This window comes from Desulfovibrio sp. OH1186_COT-070 (assembly GCF_003860215.1).
GTDB lineage: Bacteria > Desulfobacterota > Desulfovibrionia > Desulfovibrionales > Desulfovibrionaceae > Desulfovibrio.
Window position 1 is genome coordinate 1 of record NZ_RQYH01000010.1, and the last position, 25,449, is coordinate 25,449.

A 25,449-nucleotide genomic window follows, 5' to 3' on the forward strand; every position below is an offset into this window, starting at 1 on the left:
TTTACCAACGGCACGGCCCCCTTTTTTGCCGGGGCGAATGTCCCGTCAATGAAGGCTTCCCGCAAATCAAGCTTGCCGCGTTCCCGCAAGTCGTCGGCAAGGCGAGCAGCACGGTGTCGAACACGCCTTCTTTTCGCCATCGCTGGAACCATCTGTGGCAAGTCTGGTACGGCGGATACCGTTCCGGCAAATCCTTCCACGGCGCGCCTGTACGCAGAATCCAAAGAATTCCGTTCAGGATGGCGCGAGGCTCATTGAGCACCGGCCTGCCTTGTCTTCTCGGCCCCTTGGGGCTGTCGGGAAGAAGGGGCGCGAGTCGTTCCCACTGCTCATTGGTGATGTCCATTCCCACCTCGTGCGGGAAACTGACTGAATCGTACCCCCCTTCAAACAAATACGCATGGATCTGCCGCAGCCCTCAGGTTGTGTCCACTTCCATGGCCTTAATGTCGCCGCTTTCAAACAGGCGTTGCGCATGATTCAGACTGGCTTCATCAATATTCATGGCGCATCGGCCTTTGATCTTTGCAGCGCTTTTCCAAACACTTTACCCATGCAGGCTGCCCTTGCACGCATCACTGCCGCCTTGCTTATGCGCGCCCAAGCACAAAGCGTGCTTTTTCGATTTTCAGCATCATGTAGGGGGTCATGAAACGCAGGCCAAGCCCTGCGCAAACATTGGGAATTTTGATTTTCTTTGGAGAGTTGGCGGGCACCTCATGGGTCACAACCACAAGGCCGTCGGCCAGAGCATGGGCAATGAGATAATAATCCGCTGCTTGCAAGAACGTATGAATGGCTGCCTGTTCGTAGCTCTGGCCCATGACCCAGGTGCTGACAGAAGCAAAATGCGGCATGACGCTGGCATCTGTTTTGCGAAAAAAGTCGGTGCGTTGCTGACGCGCCCACATGGTCAGATCGTCCGCTCCAATTTCCAGTTCATCAGCCACCTTGTCGATGCTGCACACGATGCCCGCCGCATTTTTTTCTGCCAGCCACTCCCAGAATGCCGGGCAAAAATCCAGCCCATAATGCAGATTTTTTGCCTGGATGAACACATTGGCATCAAGCAGGTAGGTCATGGCGCTACCCCCAGCACACGCGCTGCGGTAAAGAGTGTCCCACTCTTTTTCACCCCCAGCAGGCGAAAGGCATCGCGGAACAAGGTCTGCCCTTCCAGGGTGCTGCCCAGTAACGCCTGTGCAAAACGCTTGCTGGCGCGTGTTCCCAGGGAACGATAAAAATCACCGCCGCCACTGGGGCTCTGCTTGCGGGCCTGAAGAGTGGCCAACTCTGCGCGGTATTGTTGCCAAAATTGTTCTTTATCCACAAATCCGGCATCAAACAAACGGCGCAGAACCACCAGTGTGCTGACTTTGAACAAGCGAGCCAGCCGAGTCGTTTCTTCGGCCAGCGGCAAGTCTGGCCTGTACGCTTCACGCGCAGCCTGAAGGGGCATCAAAAATTCGGCGGCAACAGCATTGCACCAACGCTCTGTGCGCCGTTCAGGAAGGCGGCCTGCCTCAGTATTGGAAACACCACTTTTTCCCAGCCACAAATGTGCAAGCTCGTGTGCCAGCGTAAACATTTGCGCTGCCCTGCTGTCCGCTCCATTGACAAAAATCAGAGGGGCCAGCTTGTCGGCCAAAGCAAAACCGCGAAATTCCTCCACCCGCAGCGTCCGGTGGCTGTTGCTTCCCACAATGCCGCTCGTCATGACCAATACGCCTGCGTCTTCGGCCTTGCTGACAAGCTGGCGCAGGGATTTTTCCCAGTTGGGAAGGCTCTGACGTTCTTCCAGCGAAAATCTCAAGGTGTGGCGCATGGATTCCGCCACCCCCACAGGTTCACTGGCAATGGTGACGCTGCCGATGAAATCCAGCGGCTCAAAGTCGCTCATGCGGGCATGGTCGCGATACCAGTCCTGTCGTTGCTGGCAGAGATACAACGCATCCAGCAGGTCAGGACTGGGGCGTAGTGCAGCATGCCCGGACACGGTACGAAAATCGGCTATGGGCAACGCTTCTTGCGCGGGGGCAGGCAGAAAAAAATACCCGATGGGCATATGCACGGCACGGGCAAAGTCTTCCAACTGCTTCAAGGTTGGCTGCGCTTCGCCTTTCTCCCATGCGGCAAGCCTGGGGAAGCGATTTTCCAGCACAAATGCTTCCACTCCGGCGCGTTCACGCGCCCAGGTCAGCAATGCCGGGTTTATGGCAACGTGGGCACTCATAAACTCCCCCCGAAACATCACACCTCTTGCATGCATGTGCAGCAGGGAAACACGGACTTGCAATGCCCGGATGCTATATGAAAAAGGCGCATCGCACAATGAACCCGGCACCGCACGGCCGTTTGCACCGGCCTTGTCGGTCGCGCATGCGCGGCCTTCACATGCCAGCACCCAGCCCCATGCCGATTGCCTTGCGTGCCGCTTGTGCGTACTGTGGCGGCATGAAGGATTCCCCAACGCAAACAGACGCCCCCCCCCTGCTGGTGGTGGTCAGCCTGGACGTGGAGGAAGAGGGCCTTTTTTCGGGCCGCTACGCCTCCACGGACTGTACGGTGCGCAACGTGGCCCTGCTGCGCCGCCTTGCCCCCATAAGCCGCGAACTGGATTTTCCGCTGACCCTGTTCTGCGCGCACACGGTCTTTGCCAGCGCAGAGGCCTGCGGGCATCTGGCCTGGATGCGCGACCACTGCGGGGCGGAAATCGCGGCGCACCTGCACCACTGGAGCACCCCCCCGCTGTCGCCCCAACCTGCCGCAGGCGCGCCCCCGCGCACCCACCTTCTGCCGCGCGATCTCCTGCGCCGCCGCCTGCGCACCCTGCTGGACGCCGGGCGCGACTTCCAGTCCGCACCGCTCACGAGTTTTCGCATGGGGCGCTGGGATCTGAAATCCGCCCTCCTCCCCCTGCTGGCCGAAGAAGGCCTGACCCTGGACAGCTCCGTTTGCCCCCTGCGCATTTTTTCCGGCGGGCCGGACCATTTTCTCGCGCCGTCCGATCCCTACTGGCCCGCCGAGGCTCCCGGCCTGCTGGAAGCCCCCCTGACCCAGATCCCCCTGTGGCCGGGGCTGGCACGCCTGTGGCACCGCGCTTTCCGGCAAAAATCCTGGGCAGATTCGTTCCATTGCTGGGGTGTTGCAAGCCCCAACCCCGTCTGGCACAGCGCGCCCGTGATGCGCGCGGCCGCCTGCCTGCACCGGCTGCGCGGAGGGAGGGTGCTCAACCTTTTCTGGCACTCCTCCGAACTTCTGCCCGGCGCGTCGCCCAACGTGCCCGACCAGCAATCCGCCGATGCCCTGCTGCGAAAGATTCACGCCTTCCTGGCCTGGCTGCGCGTCCGCCACAATGCGCGCGGGGTGACGGCCGCGGGCCTGCGCGCCCTGGCCCCTGCCCACAACTTCGGGCCGCGCCCCCAGGGCAACGGAGACTGGTGATGCCGCCCCTTGTCTTTGTTCTTCTGGACGGAGTTGCGGCGCAGCCCGCGCGCCGCTGCATGAGCCACATGCTGGCGCTGGAAGCGGCGGGCCAGGCGCGCTATGCCGAACTGGAATGCGAACTGCCGCCGCTTTCCCGCCCCGCCTACGCCACGCTGTTCAGCGGCCTGCCGCCAGCGCAGAGCGGCATTCTGCATAATGATGCCGCACACCTCTGCCCCCTGCCCACGGTTTTCGCGCGGGCCCGCGATGCCGGTCTGACCACGGCCGCTGCGGCCTATTTCTGGATCAGCGAAGTGTGCAACAGCAGCCCCTACGATCCGGCGCGCCACCGCCTGACCCACGACCCGGCGCTGCCCATTGCCCACGGCCTTTTTTACAGCCACGACGCCTATCCCGATCAGGATCTTTTTCATGATGCGGCCTGCCTGTTCCGCCGCTTCCGGCCCCATCTGCTGCTCGTGCACGCCATGGGCGCGGATTGTGCGGGCCATGCCCACGGCGGCGACAGCGAGGCCTATCATGAAGCCATCCGCCAGGCCGACGGACTGCTGGCCCGCTGGATGCCGGAATGGCTTGCGGCCGGAAGCACCCTTGTGGTCACCAGCGACCACGGCATGGACGCCCAGGGCAGCCACTACGACGATCTGGAGCGCATTCGCCGCGTTCCCTTCTGGCTGGCGGGCGCGCAGGCGCAGGATCTTGCCCTGCCCCAAAGCCAGCGCGCAGTTGCCGCCCTGATGGAAAAGGCGCTGGGCATCGCCCCTGAAACTCGCAAATCCTGAAGCAAAGGCCCCCATGCACCAGGCATCCCTCGGCTATATCTGGATACTGCTGGCAGCCCTGTGCTGGTCCCTTCTGGGGATTGTCTCCCGCGTCTGCCTGGATGCAGGGGTTCTGCCTCTGGAAACCGCTTTCTGGAGGGCGGCTGTTGGCTGTCTTTTGTTTCTCATACACGCCGCCTGCACCGACGGCAGGAGCGTCAAGCTGGGGCACGCGCTTTTGTTTGTGCTTTTCGGCGCCTGGGGCGTGGGCATCTTTTTTGCTTCCCTGCAATATTCCATCCGGCTCAGCGGCGGAGCCACGGCGGTCATTCTGCTGTACACGGCGCCGGTATGGGTTGCGCTTTTCGCGCGCCTGTTTTTCCGGGAGCGCATTTCGCGCCGCAAATGGCTGTCCATGGGCATTGCCCTGGCCGGAACAGCCCTGGTTTCCTTTTCCGGCGGCAGCCTGCCCGAGCATGCCTCCCCTGCGGGCATTGCCTGGGGGCTGCTGGCCGGGCTGTGCTATGCCTCGCACTACCCCTTTTACCGCTGGTGGCAGGCACGCTATTCCACAGCCTCCATCTACGCCCTGATGCTGCTGGGAGGCCTTGCGGCCCTTGGCCTGAGCATGCCCGTCCGCACGGACTTTCCCCCGCAGATATGGCTCTGGCTGACCCTGCCGGGCATCCTGACCTGTTATCTGGCCTATGTCTGTTACGGCCTGGCCCTCCGCCGCATCAGTCTGGTCCGGGCTGCTGTCATCTGCAACCTTGAACCGGTTCTCGGCACGCTCTGGGTCTGGCTGTTCAGGGACGAAAACTTTCTTCCGGCCGGCTGGCTTGGCTCCGCTCTGGTGCTCGCCTCCGTGGTTCTGCTGAGCGCCGACCCCGAAAAAGACTGAAAAAATCAGGAGAAAACCATGTCCTTCCCCGCATTTCTGGCACACAAAAAGATCCTGCTTGCCCTGCTGGCCCTCAAGACCGGCGGCACACTTTGCCTGGCAGCCTTTCTTCTTGCGCGCAGGCTGCGCCAACAGGCCCCGCGCTGACAGCAAACCGCCTGCCCGGAATACGGGGGCTTTGTGCTCACAGCATGCATTGCAAAAACATGGCACTTTCCTTGCATGATTTTCGTGCAAAAACACATACCGCCGCAACGCGGAAATTTTGACCCTTTTGCACGCATCAAGGAAATATGCCATGAAAATCACCTCCCTCACCACGCCGTCCCCTTTGTCCTTTCTGCAGCCCGACAGGGATGCTGCGGCTTCGCCCACGCCTGCAACGCGGGACATGGTCAGCCTCAGCGCCACACGCCTGTTGCAGGACGATGAGGTTGACGGCGTGCTGGATCAGGCGCTGAAAGCCATTACCGGCGACCATGCGGGCGCGCTTTCCGTACACAGCGGCCTGAATCAGGGCCGCGTGTTCGCCCTGCTCGGCATATAGTCCCGGCTCCCGAAACAAAAGGCCGTTTGGGCGTCCGCGCGGCGGGCGCGCAGGTTCCTTCTTCCGGCAGAGATGCGTTTGACAGCCCGCAGGGCCGCATTTGACAGCGCAATCTCTCCGGGACTATGTTTGTCTGCTTTGCACATCGTGCGCGATTCTGCCGCCCCACGGCGCGGCAGATCCGCTGCCCGCTTCTTGCCCGCAAACCGGAAAGGGAACCATGAGCCAGACAGACCTCCAGATGGCCGCCATCAAGCGCGGCGTGGCCGAACTCATCAACGAGGAAGAACTGCGCAAAAAGATTGCGCGCGGCACGCCCCTGCGCGTCAAGGTAGGCTTTGATCCCACCGCGCCCGACCTGCATTTGGGGCACACGGTGGTCATGCACAAGATGCGCCATTTTCAGGAACTGGGGCACAGCGTGACCTTTCTCATCGGGGATTTTACCGGACGCATCGGCGATCCTTCGGGCCGCTCCGAAACCCGCCCCCCCCTCAGCGAGGAACAGGTGCTGGCCAATGCGGAAACCTACAAGAAGCAGGTTTTCAAAATCCTTGATCCGCAAAAAACGGAAATTGCCTTCAACTCTGCCTGGCTGGGCCAAATGGGCGCGGCGGACTTTATCCGCCTGGCCTCCAGCTACACGGTGGCGCGCATGATGGAGCGCGATGATTTTGAAAAGCGCTTCCGCGAGCAGCGCCCCATCGCCATCCACGAATTTCTCTACCCCCTCTGTCAGGGATATGACTCCGTGGCCCTGAAAAGCGATGTGGAGTTGGGCGGCACGGACCAGAAGTTCAATCTGCTCATGGGCCGCGGCCTCCAGGCCCATTACGGGCAGGAAAGCCAGTGCATCCTGACCATGCCGCTGCTGGAAGGCACTGACGGCGTGCGCAAAATGTCCAAGTCCTACGGCAACTATATCGGCATTGACGAGGCTCCGGATCAGATTTTCGGCAAGATCATGGGCATTTCCGATGAGCTCATGTGGCGCTATTACGAACTTCTGTCCGCAAAAAGCCTGGACGACATTGCCGCTCTCAGGGAGGCCGTGCGCACGGGCAGCGCACACCCCAAAACCGCCAAGGAAGAGCTTGCCCACGAGATGGTCAGCCGCTACCACAGCGTCGATGCGGCCGATGCCGCCCGTCAGGGCTTCAACGCCATCTTTGCCGACGGCGGAGTGCCCGCCGACATGCCCGAACACTGCTGCGCCCAGGGCGAGGACAGTTCGCCCCCGGTCTTTCTGGAGGCGGCGGGCCTTGTCAAAAGCCGGGGAGAGGCCAAACGCCTGATAAAAGAAGGCGCGCTCTCTCTGGACGGGCAACGCTGGGACGACGCAGCCCCCCTTCCGCAGGGTTCCTATGTGGTCAGGCTGGGCAAAAAACGCTTTCTGCGCCTGACGGTTCGCTGACCGGGGAGAGGCCGTGCAGAAACTCTATGTGGCCATGGTGGGCCTGCCCGCGCGCGGAAAGTCAACCTTGGCAAAACGCATCCGCGACGGGCTGACGGCAGAGGGCATCAGGGCGCGCCTGTTCAACAACGGCGACCTGCGCCGCGCGCTCATGGGACCGGAGTCCACAGAGGCCGATTTTTACAACCACGACAACAGCTTTGGCCGTCAGGCCCGTGAAATGATCTGCCGCCGCAATATGGATCTGGCCCGCGCCTGGCTGGCAGAGGACGGCGAGGTGGCCATTCTGGACGCCACCAACGCCAGCCGCGCCCGCCGCGCGCTGCTGGAGCGCACGCTTGCGGACCATCCCCTGCTTTTTGTGGAATGCGTCAACGAAGACCCTCTGCTGCTCAAGGCCTGCATACAGCGCAAGGCCGACCTGCCCGAATACGCAGACCACAGCAGGGAGGAGGCGCTGGACAGCTTCATGAAGCGCATCGGCTATTATGAGGCCATCTACGAGCCCCTGCAGGACGAAAAATTCCGGATATGCGTGGACGCCACAGCCAACCGCATTCTGGACGAAAAACCCTGCGAGGGTTCCCCCTATTATCCGGCCATCCGCGAAATTCTGGTCACTCCTTGGGTCCACTGCCTCTATCTGGCCCGCCACGGGCAGACGGAATTCAATGTTCAGGGGCGCATCGGCGGCGACCCCCCGCTGACAGCCAGAGGCCGCGCGCAGGCCCAGGCTCTGGCAGAGCATTTGCGCGGGCACCCCGTGGACTGGGTTTTCACCTCCACGCGCATGCGCTCGCACGAGACCGCCGCTCCCCTTCTCGGCGAGCGCCCCAAAACCCACGTCATGGCGCTCACGGAATTTGACGAAATCCGGGCTGGCGACTGCGAAGGCATGCTCTACAGCGACATCCGCCAAAACATGCCCGCCGTGACCGCAGGCCGCAATGCGGACAAATACCGCTACGCCTACCCCAACGGGGAAAGTTATGCCATGCTTTCCGACAGGGTGCAGCGGGGGCTGCGGCGGGCCCTTTTTCTGGCCGGGGACAAACCCATGCTCATTGTAGGGCACCAGGCCGTCAACCGTGTGCTGCTTTCGCTTTTTCTGCGCCAGCGCACGGAGGATGTGCCGTATGTCCACGTTCCCCAGGACCAGTATTACCGTATTTCGCTGACTCCCCGCACAAAACTTTTCGAGCGCATCCCCTACGTCAGCCGCCGGACAGCCAGCGACTGACCTTGCGGCGCGGGAGGATGCGCGCCGTTCACCCCCAACGCCAGAGGTATGCACATGGCCCGTCGCGTTATCGGCGTCAACGAACGTCTGCCCCTCCTGCAAACCATTCCTCTGAGCCTCCAGCATCTTTTCGCCATGTTCGGCGCCACGGTACTGGTGCCCATCCTGTTCGGGATCAATCCGGCCACGGTGCTGCTGTTCAACGGCATCGGCACCCTGCTCTATCTTATTATCTGCAAGGGCAGAATCCCCGCCTATCTGGGTTCCAGCTTTGCCTTCATTTCTCCGGTCATGCTGCTCCTTCCTCTGAGCTACGAGCTGGCCCTGGGAGGTTTCATCATCTGCGGCGCGCTGTTCTGTCTGGTGGCCCTTGTTGTCAGAACAGCCGGAACGGGCTGGCTGGACGTGCTTTTTCCGCCAGCGGCCATGGGAGCCATTGTCGCGGTTATCGGGCTGGAACTGGCGGGCGTTGCCGCCAACATGGCCGGGCTGCTGCCGCCGGAAGGCGCCCGGGCCGACAGCGCCGTTGTGACCGTGGCCCTTTTCAGCCTTGCGGTGACGGTGCTCGGGTCTGTGCTGTTTCGGGGTTTTCTGGCCATCATCCCCATTCTTGTCGGCGTGCTGGCGGGATACGGGCTTTCCTTTGTCATGGGCATGGTGGACGTGACCCCCATCCGCGAAGCTCCCTGGTTTGCCCTGCCCACCATCTACACGCCGAAGTTTGAATGGTTCGCCGTGCTGACCGTCCTGCCTGCGGCCCTGGTGGTCATTGCCGAGCATGTGGGCCATCTGGTGGTCACGGCCAATATCGTCAACCAGGATCTCATGCGCAACCCCGGCCTGCACCGCTCCATGTTTGCTAACGGCCTGTCCACAATGCTTTCCGGATTTTTCGGCTCCACGCCCAACACAACCTACGGCGAAAACATCGGCGTGCTGGCCATCACCAAGGTCTACAGCACCTGGGTCATCGGCGGCACGGCCATTCTGGCCATTTTGCTCTCCTGCGTGGGAAAGCTGGCGGCCGCCATACAGATCATTCCTGTTCCCGTCATGGGCGGCGTGTCGCTGCTGCTGTACGGCGTCATCGGCGCATCGGGCATCCGGGTGCTTGTGGAGTCCAGGGTGGACTACAACAAGGCGCAAAACCTGATTCTCACGTCCGTTATCCTGATCATCGGCGTGAGCGGAGCCAAGGCGCATATCGGCGCGGTGGAACTCAAGGGCATGGCCCTGGCCACTGTGGTGGGAGTGGGCATGAGCGCGCTTTTCCGCCTTATGGAGCGCCTGCGCGGGCACGAAGAAGAGGAAGGCGCACCCGGCGACCAGCGCGCGTCATGACAGGCAGTCTGGCTTTGCACAGAAAACTTCCGGGCGGCCCCGCGCTTTGGGCACGGCCCCCTATACCGTGCCGGAATTTTTGCCCGCACTTTCGCCTGGCGTGAACAGACGCCCGCGCTGGACAATGCGCGGCCCGAAACGCTCCCGCAGGCCGTCCAGCGCCGCGTCCAGTTTTTGCCGCCGCTCCTCCTCGCGCGGGTCCACCCCGCCTGCGGCCTTGCCTGTTCCGGGCAGAAAAAGCTGCGCCGCCGCATCCCCAAAGCCCGAAACGCCCAACCCCACCAACCGCACGGGCGCGGGCAGGGGCAGGGCGCGCAGAAGTTCGCGCCCCACCTCAAACAGGGTCCGGGTAGCGCAGACCGGCTCGTCCAGCGTGCGCGAGCGCGTGATCTGCCGGAAGTCGGCAAACTTGACCTTGAGGGTGATGGTGCGCCCCTTGAGACCGTTTTTGCGCAACCTGGCCCCCACGCGCTCGGCATGGGCCAGAAGGCTTTTTTCCAGCAGGGCGCGGTCGCGCGTGTCCCGCGCGAAGGTGCATTCCGCGCTTTCGCTTTTGGCCTCGCGCACCGGCTGCACCCCCCGCTCATCGCGTCCGTGGATGCGCTCGTGCAGCGTTCTTCCCCATTTGCCGTAACGCCGCTCCAGAAACTCCGGGCCGCAAACGCGCAACTGCTCCACCGTGCTGATGCCCAGGGCTTGCAGGTCCTGCACCATGCGCCGCCCCACACCGGGAATTTTGCCCACGGGCAGGCGGCGCAAAAAAACATCCGCCTCCTCCGGCGGCAAAATGTACACGCCATCGGGTTTGCGGATGTCCGAACAGATCTTGGCCAGAAACTTGACCGGAGCAAGCCCCACAGAGCAGGTCAGCCCGTCCGTGGCCTCTGCGACCCGCCTCTTGAGGCGCGCCACAAAAACCTCGGGAGGGCCGAACAGCCGCTCCAGACCGGAGGCGTCCATATAGGCCTCGTCCACGCTGGCCTGTTCCACCAGGGGAGAAAACTCGCCCAGCGCCGCCATGACCTGCCGCGAAACTTCCGCATAGCGCCGGTGACGGCAGGGCAGCACCACGGCCTGCGGGCAAAGACGCCTGGCCGTGCTCATGGGCATGGCCGAATGCACGCCAAAGGCGCGCGCCTCATAGGAACAGGTGGAAACAACCCCCCGCTCTCCGCCGCCCACGATGACGGGCCTGCCGCGCAGGTCGGGATTGTCCTTCTGCTCCACAGAGGCGAAGAACGCGTCCATGTCCAGATGCAGGATCATGGCGTCCGCCGTATTGCCCGCTACGCCCCGCCCAGCACCCTGAAATACACTGCCGGTTCCTTGAGCAGCCCGGCGTCCAGCGCGCACTGGAGGGCATCGCTCATGGCCTGGGCCGTGGTTTCGTGCGTCATGAAGACCAGAGGCACGCCGTGTCCCTCGTCGCTTTTCTGGATGACCTGGGCCATGCTGATGCCCTCGGCGGCCATGCAGCCCGAAATGTCCCGCAAAACGCCCGGCGCGTCCTGAACCATGACCCGCACATAATAGCACGAACGCCATTCCTGCGGCGGAACAATGGAAGCCCTGGGCAGATCGCTGCCCGCAAAACCCGTGTTGTTGGGGCGTTCGTCGCGCGCCACGGCCAGCACGTCGGCCAGCACGGCTCCGGCCGTGGGCAGATCGCCCGCGCCCCGGCCGTGAAAGAAAAGCGCCCCGGCAGCATTGGCCTCCACGCGCACGGCATTGTACACCCCGCCAACCCGCGCCAGCAGATAGGTGTGGTGCACCAGAGCCGGAAAAACACCGGCCTCCAGCCGCACCTGACTGTCGTCCTCCCCTGCCTGCGGGGAAGGCACTTCGCGCACCTGACCGATGAGCTTGATGCGGTAGCCGAACTCGCGGGCCAGGCGGATGTCCAGACCGGAGAGCCCGCGAATGCCGCGCACCGAAAGGGCCGTGTAGGGATAGTGGACGCCGTAGGCCAGCCTGATGAGCAGAATGAGCTTGTGGGCTGCGTCGTGGCCGTCAATGTCCAGCGTGGGGTCGGCTTCGGCATAGCCCAAGGTCTGGGCCTGCTTGAGGGCCACGTCAAAATCCATATTGTTGCTGGTCATTTCGGACAGGATATAATTGCTCGTGCCGTTCAGGATGCCCATGAGATCGTGGACGCGGTTTCCGGCAAGGCTCTGCCGCAAAGCCTCCACAATGGGGATGGCCCCGGCAACGCTGGCCTCATAGCGCAGGATGCGTTTTTTGCGTTCGGCCTTGCGGAACAGATCCGGCCCTTCTTCCGCCAGCAGGGCCTTGTTGGCCGTGACCACATGCTTGCCCTGATCCAGCGCGCGGTCGATGAGCGCGCGGGCATGGTCAATGCCGCCGATGAGTTCCACCAGCACGTCGATCTGCGGATCGTCGGTGAGTTCGCGATAGTCCGTGGTCAGGGCAACGCCATCGGGCAGGGCCGTGTCGCGGGCCTTGGCGGGATTGCGCACCAGAACCCTGGTCAGAACCACATCACGCCCCGCGCGGCGGCGGATGACATCCGCATTTTCCCGGAGCAGCCGCACAAGGCCGCCCCCCACAGTGCCGAAACCGGCCAGTCCGATGCGCAGGGGCTTTTCGCTGCCTTTGCTCATGCTTTCTCCTTGAAAAATACAGCGCGGTTCAGGATTGTTCGCGCCAGACGTCTGCGGGCGGGCCATGCCCGCCCCTTGTGACCACAAGACAAAAACCGCATGCGCGGCTCACTCCGCTGTGCCGGAAAGCAGGCGGCGCATGCCGCTGATGGCCTGGCGCGTGCGGTGCTCGTTTTCGATGAGGGCAAAGCGCACATATTCGTCGCCGTACGAGCCAAAGCCCAACCCCGGCGAAACAGCCACATGCGCTTCCTGCAGAAGAAGCTTGGCAAACTCCACTGACCCCATTTTGCGGAACTCTTCCGGAATGCGCGCCCAGACGAACATGGTGGCTTTGGGCGAAGGCGTGTGCCAGCCGATGCGGTTCAGGCCCTCCACCAGCCTGTCCCTGCGCTCCCTGTAAATTTCGCGGATGCGGATCACATCGTCCTCCGGGCCGTTGAGGGCCACCGTGGAGGCAATCTGGATGGGCTGGAACATGCCGTAGTCCAGATAGCTCTTGATGCGCGCCAGACTGTGCACAAGATGGCTGTTGCCCACACAAAAGCCCACGCGCCAGCCGGGCATGGAATAGCTTTTGGAGAGGGAGTAAAATTCCACTCCCACGTCCTTTGCGCCCCTGGCCTGCAGAAAACTGGGCGCCTTGTAGCCGTCAAAGACCATATCCGCGTAGGCCAGATCCTGTATGACCCAGAGCTTGTTTTCTTTGGCAAAGTCCGCCACTTTCTGGAAAAAATCCAAGTCCGTCACTTCTGTGGTGGGATTGTGCGGATAGCAGAGAAAAAGCACCTTGGGCCTGGGCCAGGCCTGCCGGGTGGCGGCTTCCAGATCTTCAAAAAAATTACGGTCAGGGCCAATGGGCACGCTGCGCACATCGGCTCCGGCGATAACGGGCGCGTATTTGTGGATGGGATAGGTGGGATCAGGCGCCAGCACCACATCGCCCGGTTCCAGCATGGCCAGAGAAAGATGGGCAAGCCCTTCCTTGGAACCCAAAGTGACGATGGCTTCTGTTTCCGGATCCAGATGCACGCCGTAATGGCGCTCGTAGCGGGCGCAGATGGCCTTGCGCAGGTTGGGGATGCCGCGCGAGAGCGAATAGCGGTGGTTGACGGGCTTTTGCGCGGCTTCCACCAGCTTTTCCACAATGGGCGCGGGGGTGGGAATGTCCGGATTGCCCATGCTGAAATCCACAATGTCCACATTCTGCCGGCGCAAACGCATTTTCAGCTCTCCCACCAGAGCGAACACATACGGGGGAAGCCGGCGGATCCGTGAAAATTCTTCCATGGCGGCACTCCAGAAGTTTTGCTCGTTGCCCGATCCCGAAAAAGGACAGCAAAAGAGCATCGGGGCCGCGCAGCCCTGCGCCCCCCCCTGACAGGAGCAGTTCTGACAGGAGCAGTTAGCGGCGCACGCGGCGTATTCTTGCAGCATAGCCAGCCCCGCACCGCTTTGTAAAGGACGGAATTGCGCGTCTTTCCGCCAAGCCCCGCACGGTCCGGGCAGCGCGCATTCCGCAAGGCGGAGCCTGCCCGCAGGCAGACGGGGGAACACCCTTTCTTTTGCTTTTTTGCCTGTCCGGGAGTAGGCTGCAAACACTTTGCGGGAGGACATCATGGACGACCATATCCGCTTTGACCACACGGATTTTGCCCTGCACCTGCTGGACCAGCGTCTTTTGCCCGGGCAGGAGGCAACCGTGGTCTGTCGCAGCACAGACGATATTGTGCATGCCATCCAGAACATGACCGTGCGCGGCGCTCCGGCCATCGGCGTTGCCGCGGCCTGGGGCTGCGTTCTGGCGCTCCACGCCCTCGGCGCGCAACAGGCAGACGAACTGGAGGAACATCTGGAGCGCATTGCCTGTGCCCGGCCCACGGCGGTCAATCTGCGCTGGGCCGTGGAGCGCATGCGCGCCGTCCGCCGCAAAATGCCCCCCAACGGCCATGCCGCGCTGATGGAAGCCTTTGTGCAGGAGGCGCGCGCCATTCAGGCAGAGGATGTGCTCGCCTGCAAGACCCTGGGCAGGCACGGGGCGGCCTGCCTGAAAGACGGAGACTGCGTGCTCACCCACTGCAATGCCGGAGCCCTGGCCACAGCGGGCTACGGCACGGCTCTGGGGGTTATCCGCGCTGCGGTGGAAGAAGGCAAGCGCATCCGGGTCATTGCCGACGAAACGCGCCCCCTGTTTCAGGGCGCGCGCCTGACCGCGTGGGAGTTGCACAAAGACGGCATCCCGGTCAGCGTGGCCTGCGACAATGCCTGCGCCCTGCTCATGAGCCGGGGGCTTGTGCAGGTGGCCCTGGTCGGCGCGGACCGCATTGCCGCCAACGGGGATACGGCCAACAAAATCGGCACCCTGGGCGTGGCCCTGCTGGCACGGCACTTCGGCATTCCCTTCTATGTGGCGGCGCCCCTCTCCACCATTGACATTTCCCTGCCCGACGGAAGCGCCATTCCCATTGAAGAACGCCCGGCGGATGAAGTGACCTGCCCGGACGGCAGGCGCGTCTGCCCCGCCGGAGTGCCTGCGTACAATCCGGCCTTTGACGTGACGCCCGCAGACTGCATCAGCGGCATCATCACGGAAAGGGGTGTGCTGCGTCCGCCCTACACCGCCTCTGTGCGGGCGGCCCTGGAAGAAGCGGCCCCGAAAGAAGAAGCCCCGAAGGAAGAAAGAGCGCGGGCATGAAAGAACTGCTGCTGGTGGCCGCGCCGCCGGACGGGGAGCACCCCCCCGGCGCGCTGGCAACGGAGTACGGCCCGGCCGGGGAGGCCCGTGCCCGGCGTGTGGTTGTTCATTGGGAAGGATGGGACGCGCCGCCGGGCGAAATCTCCCTGGCCGCCCGCCTGCGTGAGGAACTGACCGCCATCCGCGCCGAACACATGGCCTGGGCGCACGATATGGGCCGCATGCGCGTGGAAGGGCGCGAGGTACAGCACTGGCTGGCCTGCGGCGAAAGCCTTTCCCTGTGGTGGTGCTCCCTGCTCTACGAGCGCCACCCCAAAATGACTCCCGGCCTGTATGCCGTCTACAAACTGCGCGCTCTGGAACGCCTCATGGACGCCGAAGGCTTTACCGCCCTGCGCCTGTACGGGGGCGACAGCGCCCTGCGGCGGACTCTGGCCGATTTTTGCCGCGCCAGCGGCCGCCGCTTTGCGCAAAGCCGTGACGCGGCCCCCGAGGCAAAAGCCGCCGGCCTGCTGCGGCGCTTTTATGCGGCGGCTCCGGCCCCCCTGCGCGCTCTGGCGCGTTACGCCCACTGGTGGTGGACGGTGCGGCGCAAGCTCATGCCCGTTGCCGCATCCCTGCCGCCAACCCGCACCCCCGCCGCCACCATTGCCACCTACTTTCCCAATGTGGACATGCAGGCCGCCAAAGAGGGCCGCTTTCGCTCCCGCTACTGGGAAAGCCTGCACAATGCCCTTGGCGACGCGGCGCGGCGCGAGGGGGGGCACTTTGTGCGCTGGCTCTTTGTGCGCTTTCCCGCGCCGGGGCTGGATTTGGCGCAGTGCCTGGAATTGCGTAACCGCTTCCGGCAAGAAGGCAGGGACGGCGCGAGTTTTCACTATCTGGAAGAATTTTTGCGCCACCGCGACCTCTGGGCTTCGCTCTGGCGTCATGCGCGCCTGTGCGTTGCCAGCCTGCGCCTGGAAAGATCCGTGCAGCCGACCTTCTGCTTTTCCGGCTCGCGCCTGAACTTTTGGGAATATCTGGGGGGCTTCTGGGCCGAATCCTTCCGGGGGTGGCGCGGGCTGGAACGCTGCCTGCAACAGCGCGCCCTGCAACGCTATGCGGCCTGCGCCGGAAAGCAGCGCTGGACGCTCTTTCCCCTGGAAAACTGCCCCTGGGAGCGCATGCTGACCCAGGCCGTGCACCAGGCGGGCAACGGCCCGGTGTACGGCGCGCAGCACTCCAGCCTCCGGCCCACGGACTTCCGCTATTTTGACGACAAGCGCACCTTTGCGGGCCAACTGGCAACCTTTCAGCCCGACACCATTCTGGGCAACGGCAGTTCGGCCTGCGACCAATGGCTTGCGGCCCATCTGCCTGCGGAGCGCCTCGCCGCCGCAGAAGCCCTGCGCTACCTCTATCTGGCAGACAAAACGCCCTCTCCCGCGCACAGCGCGCCGCCGCACGGCAAGCGCCTGCTGGCGGTAACCAGCTTCTTTGCCGACGAAACCCAGGCCCACCTTGAACTGCTGGCCCGCGCCCTGCGCGCCGGACTGCTGGACGGCTGGGAAGTGCGCGTCAAGCCGCACCCCTATCTGCCCGTGCGCGATCGCCTGCATGCCCTTCTGGGCAGCCGCGCCGACGCCATTTTCGTGGAGGAAGGCCCCATCGCCGACTGCCTGCAACCGGGCGTGGTGGTCTGGGCCTCCAATTCCACCACAGCGGTTCTGGAAGCCGCGCTCAAGGGGCTGCCCGTCATGGCCATGCTGCCTCTGGGCGATTTCGACCTCTGCCCCCTGCAGGACGTGGCCGACCTGCCGCGCACGGGAACCCTCGACCATGTGGCAGCGGCCCTGAATACCGCCACGCCCCTGAACCTGTCCGCAGACTATCTGTGCCTCGACTCGGCCCTGCCCCGCTGGAAAAAACTGCTCGGACTGGAACCGTAGCGGCACTGCCCGGGGTCTTTGCCGTTACTGTGCCGGAGGGGCTGTCATGTCCGGAATTTGGGCGGGCAGCGCGTCAAAATCGGCATCGTGGGCCTGCGGCTTTGCTCCGCCGTCATGGATATGCTTCCCGGCTCCGGCAGGAGGCGTGATTTCCGTATCATAATCGGCGTCGTGCAGGTTCTTCCTCTTGTCCAAAAGCTGCCTGGGCTCGCGCACCATCACATACAGCGCCGCATTGTTTTCCGTATACCACAGGCCATCGTGCGCATACATCCACACGGCGCGTGCGGAGTCCGCTCCGGAGCTTTTGAGCAAAAGCTTCAGATAGCCATCACTGTTGCGCCTGCCCACAATCTCCAGAGTGAAGTTTTCCGGCGACATGCGGTAGTCGTTTTCCGGCAGGGCTCCCTTGCAGAAACTCCGGAAGACAAAATTGGCGTTCGTGTCCCGCATGCGCTCCAGAAAGACAGCCGCGCTGCCCGACCGTTCCAGCGGCTGCGGATAGTGCATGGAATAGCGCAGCATTTTTGAGGCCTCTGCCCGTGTTGCCTCGTTGATATAGCAGAAAATGGCTTCAAAGTGCATTTTGAGCGCGCCTTCGGGGGTACTGGCCTCCTGCTGGTAGCGGGCCTTGAATTCCTTGTAGGTCTGCGGCAGGCGGGCCTGCGCCCCGCCGGGGAACAAACCCGCCGCAAACAGGGCCAGAACAAGCAGCACAAAACATTTTTTCATGGGAAAGTCCTTTGGTTGCAGCACACCCCGGCGTCCGCCCCTTGCCGTAGCGGGGTGCGCCTAATCGGAATACAGCAGATACTGCGCATGGGAGGCAAGCTGAAAAGAAGAAGGCTGCGCCTCATTCACCGGCGCAAACAGGTGTACCGCCAACGGGATGCCCCCTGCCAGCTTTCCCCGGCACTCGCCGATGCGCGCGCCTGTCAGCAGGGAGAACACTGCCGCAGGGCGTGAAAGCGTCAGGGGGCCGTACAGATCCAGATCATCCCCGGCAAAGGCGTAACGCTCCAGCCCGCAGACCAGGCATTTGACTTTCTGCACCCTGGCCTTGATGCTGCTTCCGCCGCTTTTCAGGACAAGGTATTTCCCCAAATCCGCGCGGAGAAGAAGTCCGGAAGCAGAGAACTCCCGCTTTTTTTCCAGAAAATGCGCACCGTCTCCGCTTTTGCCGCATTTTTCAACGGGTCTGCCCTTGTCCGCCAGGCGCATCCAGTGGGACTGCTGGTGCCGCACGTCCTTGTGCTCCGGCCTGGCTTTGGCGGCAAGATCGTCCGGGGCAAAGGAAAAAAACTGCTTCTCGCAGGAAAAGCATTTCCATTCGATGACCGGAATGGTGCGTTCCTCGCCCGAATCTCCGGCCAGTGCGGCCGTTGCGGCCATTCCCCAGAAGGCCAGCGACAAGGCCACAGCCATTTTCACGCACGCGCTCACGGCACACTTTCTCCCGCAAAAAGGGTTTTGCCCGCTTCGGGGCAAACATTGGCAGGATAGCGCAAAAAACCTGAAAGCTCAAAAACTTTCCGGGCGGGGCAAGATGCGCCGTGACCGTTGCCTGCCCGGCCTGCAAGCCTTTCGCGGCAGCACAAACAGATGGACAAGCTCCACCGAAAAAGATACTGTAATTGTAGCGTACTATACCTTGCTGCTTGGCACTTTTGCGCCAGTCCGCACACACCTGCGCCCGTGCCCCCAAATTTTGCCGGGGCGACAGTGGAGTTTTTTCATGCGCGAGATACACAAACCCCATAGCGGCCAGACAGTCTCCATCCCTGCCGGGGAAACCCGCGAAGCAGAACTGACGTTCAAGCTTTCCGACGTTGTTCTTGTGCGGCGGGGCGATGACCTTGTGCTGGAATTTGCGGACGGCGCTGTGCTCATTTTTGACGAATATTTTTCGCACGGCGCCAGCACCGCCAGCCTGAAGTTTGCCGACGGCATCACGCACCTGAACGGAGAGGACTACCTCTCCGACAGCAGCAGGGGCGCGGAAAAAGCGGCAGAGACCGGGGGTGACGGCAAGGATGCGGCAGGCAGCGCTGCGCAGGGGCAAAATGCCCACCAGACAGCCGGGCAAAACTCCGGCCAGCACTCTGAAGCTGTCGGCCAATCCGGCCAAACCTCCGGTCAGGCGATGGCACAGGCAGCACAGGACTCCGGTCAGGCAGAACAGGCCGACAGCCGAAATGCCGATGGCGGCGACAGAGCGCACGCGGCGCTCCAGATGCAGGAAACACGGTTGTACGAAATGGGCAACCTCAAACTGCTCGGCGGCTATTCTCCCCTCGGTTCTCTGGACATGAACGATGCCCGGAGCTGGCATCCCGAGCAGAGGCAAACCCCGGAAGCCTTCCGGGAACACGCAAGCCCGCTTCTGCCCGGCACGCCAACGGCCCCCGCGCCGGATGTTTCTCCCTATGCTGCCGGTGCGCTTGTGGCAGAAGGTGTTCTCCCCAACGGAAATACTTTCACCCCCGGCGTGAGCCTGCAAAGAGGCTCCCTCGGCGCTCCCCGGCAAAACGCCTACTGGGAGGCGGAGGCAGGCAGCCTGCCCGCCGGGCACAGCGCTTCTTCTGTGGACAGCACAGGCAACCAGACCGTGGAAACCCCCTACGGCCTTTTTGCGCTGGACACCACCACCGGAAAATACACATACACCCTGGACAATGGCAAAACCGCCACCCAGAGCCTGAACGCGCACGAAAGCGCTGTCAGCACCCTTTCCTTTGTGCTCAGGGACGCAGCCACCCATGCTGTCCTGCACGATGCGGACGGCAACCCCCTGACCACGGACTGCTCCATAACCATTGTGGGCGCCAACGACAGGCCCGACCTCACCCTCGTCGGCTCCGGCGCGCACAGCGGCCTCAAAGACGGCGGAACGGCGTTCGTCGGCGGCGCCTTTCGTGTGCAGGACCGTGATGCCGACGGGGCATGGACTTCCGGTACGAACAACGCGAACCACCGGTACGAAATCCGCGCTGGTGAAGGCACACAAGGCGCGGCCAGCGACGGCTCCTGGGGGGAGGCATCCTCCTTCCGCAGCGAATACGGCACGCTTGTGGTGCGCCCCAACGGAACCTACGGCTATACCCTGAACAGCGCCAGCGACAAGGTGCATGCCCTGACCGCAAGTTCCACGCACACCGATGTTTTTGTTCTCACGGCCGTGGACGCGCACGGAGCCTGGTCACGCCAGACTGTCAGCGTGGAGATCGGCGGAAAAAACGATCCGCCACGGTTCAGCATCGATACTGCGGGCAGAGAAGTGAAAGAAAAAGGCCACCTTGCAAAAAATGTGGAGGAAAACGGCACCCCGCACTACAGCGGCACGCTTGTGGCCTCCCATATTGATGCCGGAGCGGACGGCATCACCTACAGCATCGCGCCGACAGTCCACATCAACGGCGCTGCCACGACCGGCACCGTCATTGATCCCCATACGCTCAAAACCGCCTACGGCACGCTGTATCTTGAGCCAAAGCCCGCCAGCAATGCCGAATACCCCTGCGAGTACCGGTTTGTTCTCGACAACGATGCGGACGTTGTCAACACGATGTCCAACGGGCAAACCGTGAACCTCCACTTTACCGTCAGCGCTGCGGATGCCGGCGGGACACGGGCTCAGCAGCTTGCCTTTTCTGTCAAGGGCACCAACGACAAACCGGAGATCACAAGCCTGGGCACCCCCGCCACCCTTGCGGAAGATGCCGGGCCGGGGCAGACCACGGGTCAGGTCACGGCAAGGGATGCCGATACCGGAGACCGCCTGTTTTACTCCATCGAAAGATCCGCCGAACGCCTTGTCCAGATTGAAGAAGGCAAGTACGGCCGCCTGGAAATCACGGAAGGCACAGGCGCATACAAATACATTCTCAACAACGGCAAAGCCCAGGAGCTGGCAGAAGGCCAGACAGCCCATGACGAGTTCTGGATCCGCGCCGTGGACAGTCTTGGCGCGTATGACCGGCAGCTTCTGCGCATCAATATTCAGGGCAAGGACGACAAACCCGTGCTCGGCAATCTTTCCGGCAGCATCCGCGAAGACATGGGCGACAGCGGCAGCCTGCCCGGCGCGCAGGTCGTGGCGCACGGCACGGTAACCGCCAGCGACAGGGACACACTGGACATATCCCGCAGCTTCTCCCTCCTGGAAGCCACGGGCACCGGCAATTCCGTGGTGCAGACAACCGACGGCTATGCGGTTGAAGGCAGATACGGCACGCTTGCTTTCAAAACCGACGGTTCATACACCTACACCCTGACCCGAAATCAGGACAACGAAATCCAGAAGCTTGCTCCGGAGCAGTCGCTGACCGAGAGCTTCAAAATCCGCGTCACCACCGGGCAGAGCACCGAGCCCGGCGCGTTTCGCTCCAGCACAGAGGGGCAACTCGTCATCACCATTGAAGGCTCCAATGACGCGCCTGTCATTACCGCCGGGGACTACAGCCTTGATGTCAACGGCAATCCGGGCGGCAATACCGTGGCCACGGGCAAAATGGCCATCACCGATGTGGATCAGGACCAGACAGTCACCACCGATGCGCACGGCAAAATCACTTCCGGGCACCACACGTTCTATTTTCAGAATGGCGACAACAAACTCCAGTCTCTGGAGGGCAAATACGGCACCATAAAGGTTGACCGCACCACCGGCGAATACACCTATACCCTCAACGAATACGCCGCCAATCTGGACATCGCGCATACGGAAAACTTCACCCTTGTGGCGGACGACGGGCGCGGCGGCACGGCAACGCAGGACATTGCCGTGCGCGTGGCCGCACTCACAAGCCCGCCCGTGGGGCCGGGCACAAGTTATACCCTGCACGGCGGCGCGCATAACCTCAAGGAAGACCATTTTTCCGCAACCACCAATGTGCAGGCCACGGGCACAGCCACCGGGGGAAGCGCCACGGAGCCTTACGGCTTCAAGACATCTTCCGGCCATTTCAGCCTGACCACCAAAGGCCGCTACGGCAGCATCAGCATCGACAAAACCACCGGCGAATACACCTACACGCTGGACAACAGCCTGAGCGCGGTGCAGCAGCTTGCCGCCCATGCGTCGCTGACAGAATCCTTTCGACTCTGGGGCAGCGGCAGCGGCACAGTGGACATCACCATCCTCGGCTCCAACGACCGCCCCGAAATTCTTCTCGGGCAGACAGATCTGACCGTCTCCCAGAAAGACGGGGAAGACACGTCCACCGCCTGGGGCGCGCTTTCTGTCCGCGATCTGGACGCGGACGACAGCCACACCTTCACCCTGGCCAGCGACGGCTCCGAAAAAAGCGTCGCCCACTACCGCTTCACGGTTGACGGAAACGGCAAGATCACCGGCACCCAAGAGTGCGCGGCAAATGAGGCTGACTACAGGGTGGAAGTCAACAAGGACACCGGCGCGGGCAAGCTTGTGTATCTGGCCAACGGCAGGCACTTGACTGCCGACGATTCCGCTCCTGTCAGTTTTTCCCTCTACGCCCGGGACAGCGCGGGCATAACAACCGCAGGCAACGGCGACGAACTTTCCCTTTCGGAGGCGGCTGTGGTCACTGTGTCCGTTCAGGGCAACAACGCCCCGCCCGTATGGACGGCCGCGCCCGCCAACAACGTGAAAGAAGACGACATGCCTCCCGGAGGTTCCGTCACCTGCACGGGCACGCTCAATGCCCTTGTTACCGATGATACCGGAGCAGGCGCGGGAGACGGCCTGACCTTCAGCATCATGAACGGGAACAGGCAGACCATGCTGCTGACCCACCCCGACAACTGGGGCACCCTGCTCATCAACGATTCCCGCACCGGAGACTATACCTTTACCCTGAACAACCAGCTCCCGCGGGTGCAGGCCCTTGGCGAGGGCGAAATCGTCACGGCCGTCTTCACAATCCGGGTGACGGACAAACACGGCGGCCAAAGCGACAAGGAACTCGCCATCACCATCACCGGCACCAACGACAATCCCGTGCTTGCGTCTTTGAGCGGCCTGAACGTCACGGCCGAAGCCAACAGCGCCGACATTGTGCCCAGCCAGACCCGGCAGGCCAAAGCCACGGATGTTGATTCCGATCAGGGGGCTTTGCAATACGAATGCGCATTCAAGTCAGCCATCCAGAACGGAACGCCCCTCTCCGGAAAACAGGCGGAGGACTACGGCACGCTGCATCTGGAGGCGGACGGCAAATATTGGTTTGCACTGGACAACAGCAAGGAGGCGGTCAAGGCTCTCGGCGGCGGCGAGACCATTACCCTCACCTTTGAGATGACCGCAAGGGATGATCACGGCGCAACTTCCCACCCCCAAAGCTTTGCCGTTCAGATCAGCGGCGTGAACGACGCGCCGGAATTCATTGCGGCAGACTCCCATTTTGACCGTACCCTGGATCTAACCGGGGGCACAACAACCACAGGAAAAGTCACGGCCATTGACCCGGACTCTCCCTTCACATACGCAATCCGCAAAGAAACAGTCGGAGAAGTGACCGAAGGAACGACCGTTGACGGAAACTACGGCACCATTACCATAGGCAATGGCGGCAACTACACATACACGCTCAGATCCGGCGTGAACCCTGCGGATGTTCCGAGCAACGGCAGGGAAGTTTTTACCGTTTTGGCCACCGACGCCAATGGCGCATTTGCAGAGCGCCAACTCACCATCACCCTTGAGGGCGGCACAGCGCCCGCCATTACCGGACGCGGCAGAATGGCGTCCTTTGCGGGCGCTCCCGATGCCGGAGATTCCCCTGTCATGGCCGAGTTGCTTGCCAACGGAGCAAGCCTTGACTCCCTGCTGGGAGCAGGCAGCGGCTCTCCGCCCCGGCAAACAGCGGGCACAGAGCAGGCTCAACCCCCTGGCGGCATGCAGGCGGCTGTTGTTCTGCCTGACACCGGCATGACGGACGATGTCGCAGCCAGAATACTCATGGAAAATCAGGGCTGAACCGCCCACAACACACCGAAGCACCCCGTGCGGGCGGCGCAAGACGCGCCGCCCGCATCACGCCTTGCGCGCAATGCAGAAGAGATTGTTCTCGTGCTCTCCGGTCAGATACGGCATGCACTCCACAGATTCCACCGTAAAATATTCCCCCACAAGCTGCGCGAGGCTTTGCGCCGAAAACAGGCGGACGTGGGTGGCCGAGTCCACAAGGTTTTTGTTGGGCACCTGAATATACGCTGTGCCGCCCGGCTCCATGACGCGGCGCATCTCCTGCAGGGTCAGATCCGCGCTGAGCACATGTTCCAGGCATTCCGTGGCAATGACCGTCCGGAATTCCCCGTCGTCAAAGGGCATGGACTCGGAAAAGCCGAAAAAAACCTTGCGCAGGCGCTGCCGGTTGACCACAACTCTGCTGGGGCTGGCGTCCAGCCCTGTCACGGAAAACCCCAATTTGGCCAGGGCCATGAGCAATTCGCAATTTCCGCAGCCCACGTCCAGCACCTTGCCGTCCCGCCCGGTCTTGACCAGCAGGTTGAGAATTTTTTTCAGGCCCACGCGGTTCTGCACATATTCGTCTTCAAACAGCGCAGGATATTTCAGGTACAGGCGGGTGATGTATTCCAGCAGGAATATGTAGTCGAGCTTTCTGGATTTTTGCGTGAGCATCTCGTTTTCAGCGCCAACAAATGTTGTTCTGTAGCGCGCGTTTTCCAGATCAAACATGGCAACTCCGGTCTGCCCGTCGCGCGGGCGGTTGGCTCAGTCGTGCATCCAGTCCCTGTCGCAGGTTCTGCACAGGGCGTAGCCCGCAGGGTTCTGCCGGATTTTGGGCAAATCGTGCACATGGCCCAGTTGGGTGATGTTTTCCGAATCAAGACAGCAGGCCACCACACTCCCGTCCCAGCGGATGTTGACGTGGTTGAAACGAATGAAAAAGCAGCGCCGCACCATTTCCTGCATGTGCGCATCGTCATAGACGGTCTTGCGCGCGGCCACATTTCCGGCCCAGGAGTGGGACTGCACATCCCGAAAAAGATCCCGGATGCGCGAATCCAGTTGCATGTCATCCGCCCAGGCAAACACGTCGTCCCTGTTGTGGCTGAGCAGATTGGCGCAGAATTTGGGCGGGAACACATTGTGTGCAAAGCAGTGCTCGGCCAGACGGGCAAAAGCCTCCAGCGACTTGCGGGTATGCAGGGAAACCATGACCGACCAGGGGCGGGCGTCCAGCATTTCTTCCATGCGCGCGGTGTTCAGCAACGTGCCGTTGGTGGAAACCACGGCCCGCAGGCCCGTTTCACCGGCAAGGCGCAGATAGTGCAGAAAGCTCTTGTGCAGAAAAGGCTCTCCCAGCCGGTGAAAAGAAAACAGGCTGTCGGGCGCGGCATAGCGCATGGCCAGCGTCACCGTCTGTTCCGTTGCGTAGCCCCTGGGGTACTGCGTTGTGGGCGTTGGGCAGTTGGGGCAGGACAGATTGCAGATATTGGTCAGTTCCACGCCGTCCACAACAGGCATCAGCGGCCAATTCTTCTTCAGCGTGCCGTACACCAGGGCATGCTTGGCGGCCAGCGCGCCCTGCATCTCTTTCGCCAT

21 protein-coding genes are annotated in these 25,449 nt (G+C 62.4%); 11 read left to right on the plus strand and 10 right to left on the minus strand.

What is annotated here, in order from left to right; all coding sequences use genetic code 11:
• Position 1: 1 nt before the first annotated feature.
• From EII23_RS05160 to EII23_RS05175, 3 genes are all read right to left on the minus strand, one after another.
• Positions 2-346, minus strand: coding sequence for a transposase (locus EII23_RS05160; protein ID WP_124792324.1), 345 nt, complete (start codon positions 344-346; stop codon positions 2-4).
• Between the two features lie 244 nt (positions 347-590).
• On the minus strand, positions 591-1,082 hold the full coding sequence (locus tag EII23_RS05170) for a DUF4411 family protein (protein WP_124792325.1): 492 nt from the start codon (positions 1,080-1,082) through the stop codon (positions 591-593).
• Entirely contained in the window at positions 1,079-2,233 is a 1,155-nt protein-coding gene (locus EII23_RS05175) for an ImmA/IrrE family metallo-endopeptidase (protein ID WP_124792326.1), read from the minus strand. The genes EII23_RS05170 and EII23_RS05175 overlap by 4 nt, the downstream gene beginning before the upstream one ends.
• A gap of 161 nt (positions 2,234-2,394) precedes the next feature.
• Between EII23_RS05175 and EII23_RS05180 the strand changes: the two genes are divergently transcribed.
• The 8 genes from EII23_RS05180 (at position 2,395) to uraA (ending at position 9,651) form a co-directional block, all read left to right on the plus strand.
• Positions 2,395-3,444 (plus strand): hypothetical protein, encoded by a 1,050-nt coding sequence (locus EII23_RS05180; protein ID WP_260424607.1) that lies wholly within the window; start codon positions 2,395-2,397, stop codon positions 3,442-3,444.
• Complete coding sequence (locus EII23_RS05185; RefSeq protein ID WP_124792327.1) at positions 3,444-4,229, plus strand: alkaline phosphatase family protein; 786 nt, start codon at positions 3,444-3,446, stop codon at positions 4,227-4,229. Before EII23_RS05180 ends, EII23_RS05185 begins: the two co-directional genes overlap by 1 nt.
• Positions 4,230-4,242: 13 nt before the next feature.
• A complete protein-coding gene (locus EII23_RS05190) occupies positions 4,243-5,109 on the plus strand; it encodes a DMT family transporter (protein WP_124792328.1) in 867 nt (288 codons plus the stop codon).
• Positions 5,110-5,127: 18 nt separating this feature from the next.
• Positions 5,128-5,256, plus strand: a complete 129-nt coding sequence (locus EII23_RS13375; RefSeq protein WP_260424608.1) for a hypothetical protein — start codon at positions 5,128-5,130, stop codon at positions 5,254-5,256.
• Between the two features lie 151 nt (positions 5,257-5,407).
• Entirely contained in the window at positions 5,408-5,656 is a 249-nt protein-coding gene (locus EII23_RS05195; RefSeq protein WP_124792329.1) for a hypothetical protein, read from the plus strand.
• A gap of 220 nt (positions 5,657-5,876) precedes the next feature.
• The gene (tyrS, locus tag EII23_RS05200) at positions 5,877-7,070 is read left to right on the plus strand and encodes a tyrosine--tRNA ligase (protein WP_124792330.1); all 1,194 of its coding nucleotides are present in this window, start codon (positions 5,877-5,879) and stop codon (positions 7,068-7,070) included.
• 13 nt (positions 7,071-7,083) lie between these two features.
• The gene (locus tag EII23_RS05205) at positions 7,084-8,310 is read left to right on the plus strand and encodes a histidine phosphatase family protein (RefSeq protein WP_124792331.1); all 1,227 of its coding nucleotides are present in this window, start codon (positions 7,084-7,086) and stop codon (positions 8,308-8,310) included.
• Between the two features lie 54 nt (positions 8,311-8,364).
• Positions 8,365-9,651: a uracil permease gene (gene uraA / locus EII23_RS05210; RefSeq protein ID WP_124792378.1), complete on the plus strand. Its 1,287-nt coding sequence runs from the start codon at positions 8,365-8,367 to the stop codon at positions 9,649-9,651.
• 60 nt (positions 9,652-9,711) lie between these two features.
• Here uraA and EII23_RS05215 read toward each other — a convergent pair whose 3' ends face one another.
• The 3 genes from EII23_RS05215 to EII23_RS05225 form a co-directional block, all read right to left on the minus strand.
• Positions 9,712-10,917 (minus strand): DNA polymerase IV, encoded by a 1,206-nt coding sequence (locus tag EII23_RS05215; RefSeq protein ID WP_124792332.1) that lies wholly within the window; start codon positions 10,915-10,917, stop codon positions 9,712-9,714.
• A gap of 20 nt (positions 10,918-10,937) precedes the next feature.
• Positions 10,938-12,272 (minus strand): homoserine dehydrogenase, encoded by a 1,335-nt coding sequence (locus EII23_RS05220; protein WP_124792333.1) that lies wholly within the window; start codon positions 12,270-12,272, stop codon positions 10,938-10,940.
• Between the two features lie 108 nt (positions 12,273-12,380).
• Positions 12,381-13,562, minus strand: coding sequence for an aminotransferase class I/II-fold pyridoxal phosphate-dependent enzyme (locus EII23_RS05225; RefSeq protein WP_124792379.1), 1,182 nt, complete (start codon positions 13,560-13,562; stop codon positions 12,381-12,383).
• A 328-nt stretch (positions 13,563-13,890) separates the two neighbouring features.
• Between EII23_RS05225 and mtnA the strand changes: the two genes are divergently transcribed.
• Both mtnA and EII23_RS05235 read left to right on the plus strand, forming a co-directional pair.
• Complete coding sequence (gene mtnA, locus EII23_RS05230) at positions 13,891-14,967, plus strand: S-methyl-5-thioribose-1-phosphate isomerase (protein WP_124792334.1); 1,077 nt, start codon at positions 13,891-13,893, stop codon at positions 14,965-14,967.
• Complete coding sequence (locus EII23_RS05235; protein WP_124792335.1) at positions 14,964-16,898, plus strand: TIGR04326 family surface carbohydrate biosynthesis protein; 1,935 nt, start codon at positions 14,964-14,966, stop codon at positions 16,896-16,898. Before mtnA ends, EII23_RS05235 begins: the two co-directional genes overlap by 4 nt.
• A gap of 24 nt (positions 16,899-16,922) precedes the next feature.
• Here EII23_RS05235 and EII23_RS05240 read toward each other — a convergent pair whose 3' ends face one another.
• Together EII23_RS05240 and EII23_RS12895 are read right to left on the minus strand one after the other, a co-directional pair.
• Positions 16,923-17,630, minus strand: coding sequence for a DUF6935 domain-containing protein (locus tag EII23_RS05240; protein ID WP_124792336.1), 708 nt, complete (start codon positions 17,628-17,630; stop codon positions 16,923-16,925).
• A 60-nt stretch (positions 17,631-17,690) separates the two neighbouring features.
• Positions 17,691-18,341, minus strand: coding sequence for a hypothetical protein (locus tag EII23_RS12895; protein ID WP_185702302.1), 651 nt, complete (start codon positions 18,339-18,341; stop codon positions 17,691-17,693).
• A 292-nt stretch (positions 18,342-18,633) separates the two neighbouring features.
• On the opposite strand from EII23_RS12895, the gene EII23_RS05250 reads away from it, so the two are divergent.
• Positions 18,634-23,856 (plus strand): VCBS domain-containing protein, encoded by a 5,223-nt coding sequence (locus EII23_RS05250; protein WP_185702303.1) that lies wholly within the window; start codon positions 18,634-18,636, stop codon positions 23,854-23,856.
• A 57-nt stretch (positions 23,857-23,913) separates the two neighbouring features.
• Here EII23_RS05250 and EII23_RS05255 read toward each other — a convergent pair whose 3' ends face one another.
• Positions 23,914-24,579 carry a bifunctional 2-polyprenyl-6-hydroxyphenol methylase/3-demethylubiquinol 3-O-methyltransferase UbiG gene (locus EII23_RS05255; RefSeq protein WP_124792339.1) on the minus strand — a complete coding sequence of 222 codons (666 nt, stop codon included), beginning with the start codon at positions 24,577-24,579 and terminating at the stop codon, positions 23,914-23,916.
• Positions 24,580-24,615: 36 nt separating this feature from the next.
• Complete coding sequence (locus EII23_RS05260; RefSeq protein ID WP_185702304.1) at positions 24,616-25,449, minus strand: radical SAM/SPASM domain-containing protein; 834 nt, start codon at positions 25,447-25,449, stop codon at positions 24,616-24,618.

Bases quoted from the DNA above. Each gene is read 5' to 3' on its own strand.
- EII23_RS05185 (WP_124792327.1), top strand. From the start codon at position 3,444: ATGCCGCCCCTTGTCTTTGTTCTTCTGGACGGAGTTGCGGCGCAGCCC.
- tyrS (WP_124792330.1), top strand. From the start codon at position 5,877: ATGAGCCAGACAGACCTCCAGATGGCCGCCATCAAGCGCGGCGTGGCC.
- EII23_RS05240 (WP_124792336.1), bottom strand. From the start codon at position 17,630: ATGAAAAAATGTTTTGTGCTGCTTGTTCTGGCCCTGTTTGCGGCGGGT.
- EII23_RS05160 (WP_124792324.1), bottom strand. From the start codon at position 346: ATGGACATCACCAATGAGCAGTGGGAACGACTCGCGCCCCTTCTTCCC.
- mtnA (WP_124792334.1), top strand. From the start codon at position 13,891: ATGGACGACCATATCCGCTTTGACCACACGGATTTTGCCCTGCACCTG.
- EII23_RS05255 (WP_124792339.1), bottom strand. From the start codon at position 24,579: ATGTTTGATCTGGAAAACGCGCGCTACAGAACAACATTTGTTGGCGCT.
- EII23_RS05225 (WP_124792379.1), bottom strand. From the start codon at position 13,562: ATGGAAGAATTTTCACGGATCCGCCGGCTTCCCCCGTATGTGTTCGCT.
- EII23_RS05195 (WP_124792329.1), top strand. From the start codon at position 5,408: ATGAAAATCACCTCCCTCACCACGCCGTCCCCTTTGTCCTTTCTGCAG.
- EII23_RS05250 (WP_185702303.1), top strand. From the start codon at position 18,634: ATGCGCGAGATACACAAACCCCATAGCGGCCAGACAGTCTCCATCCCT.
- EII23_RS05170 (WP_124792325.1), bottom strand. From the start codon at position 1,082: ATGACCTACCTGCTTGATGCCAATGTGTTCATCCAGGCAAAAAATCTG.
- uraA (WP_124792378.1), top strand. From the start codon at position 8,365: ATGGCCCGTCGCGTTATCGGCGTCAACGAACGTCTGCCCCTCCTGCAA.
- EII23_RS05215 (WP_124792332.1), bottom strand. From the start codon at position 10,917: ATGATCCTGCATCTGGACATGGACGCGTTCTTCGCCTCTGTGGAGCAG.
- EII23_RS05235 (WP_124792335.1), top strand. From the start codon at position 14,964: ATGAAAGAACTGCTGCTGGTGGCCGCGCCGCCGGACGGGGAGCACCCC.
- EII23_RS05190 (WP_124792328.1), top strand. From the start codon at position 4,243: ATGCACCAGGCATCCCTCGGCTATATCTGGATACTGCTGGCAGCCCTG.
- EII23_RS05175 (WP_124792326.1), bottom strand. From the start codon at position 2,233: ATGAGTGCCCACGTTGCCATAAACCCGGCATTGCTGACCTGGGCGCGT.
- EII23_RS05180 (WP_260424607.1), top strand. From the start codon at position 2,395: ATGCCAGCACCCAGCCCCATGCCGATTGCCTTGCGTGCCGCTTGTGCG.
- EII23_RS05220 (WP_124792333.1), bottom strand. From the start codon at position 12,272: ATGAGCAAAGGCAGCGAAAAGCCCCTGCGCATCGGACTGGCCGGTTTC.
- EII23_RS13375 (WP_260424608.1), top strand. From the start codon at position 5,128: ATGTCCTTCCCCGCATTTCTGGCACACAAAAAGATCCTGCTTGCCCTG.
- EII23_RS05260 (WP_185702304.1), bottom strand. From the start codon at position 25,449: ATGGCGAAAGAGATGCAGGGCGCGCTGGCCGCCAAGCATGCCCTGGTG.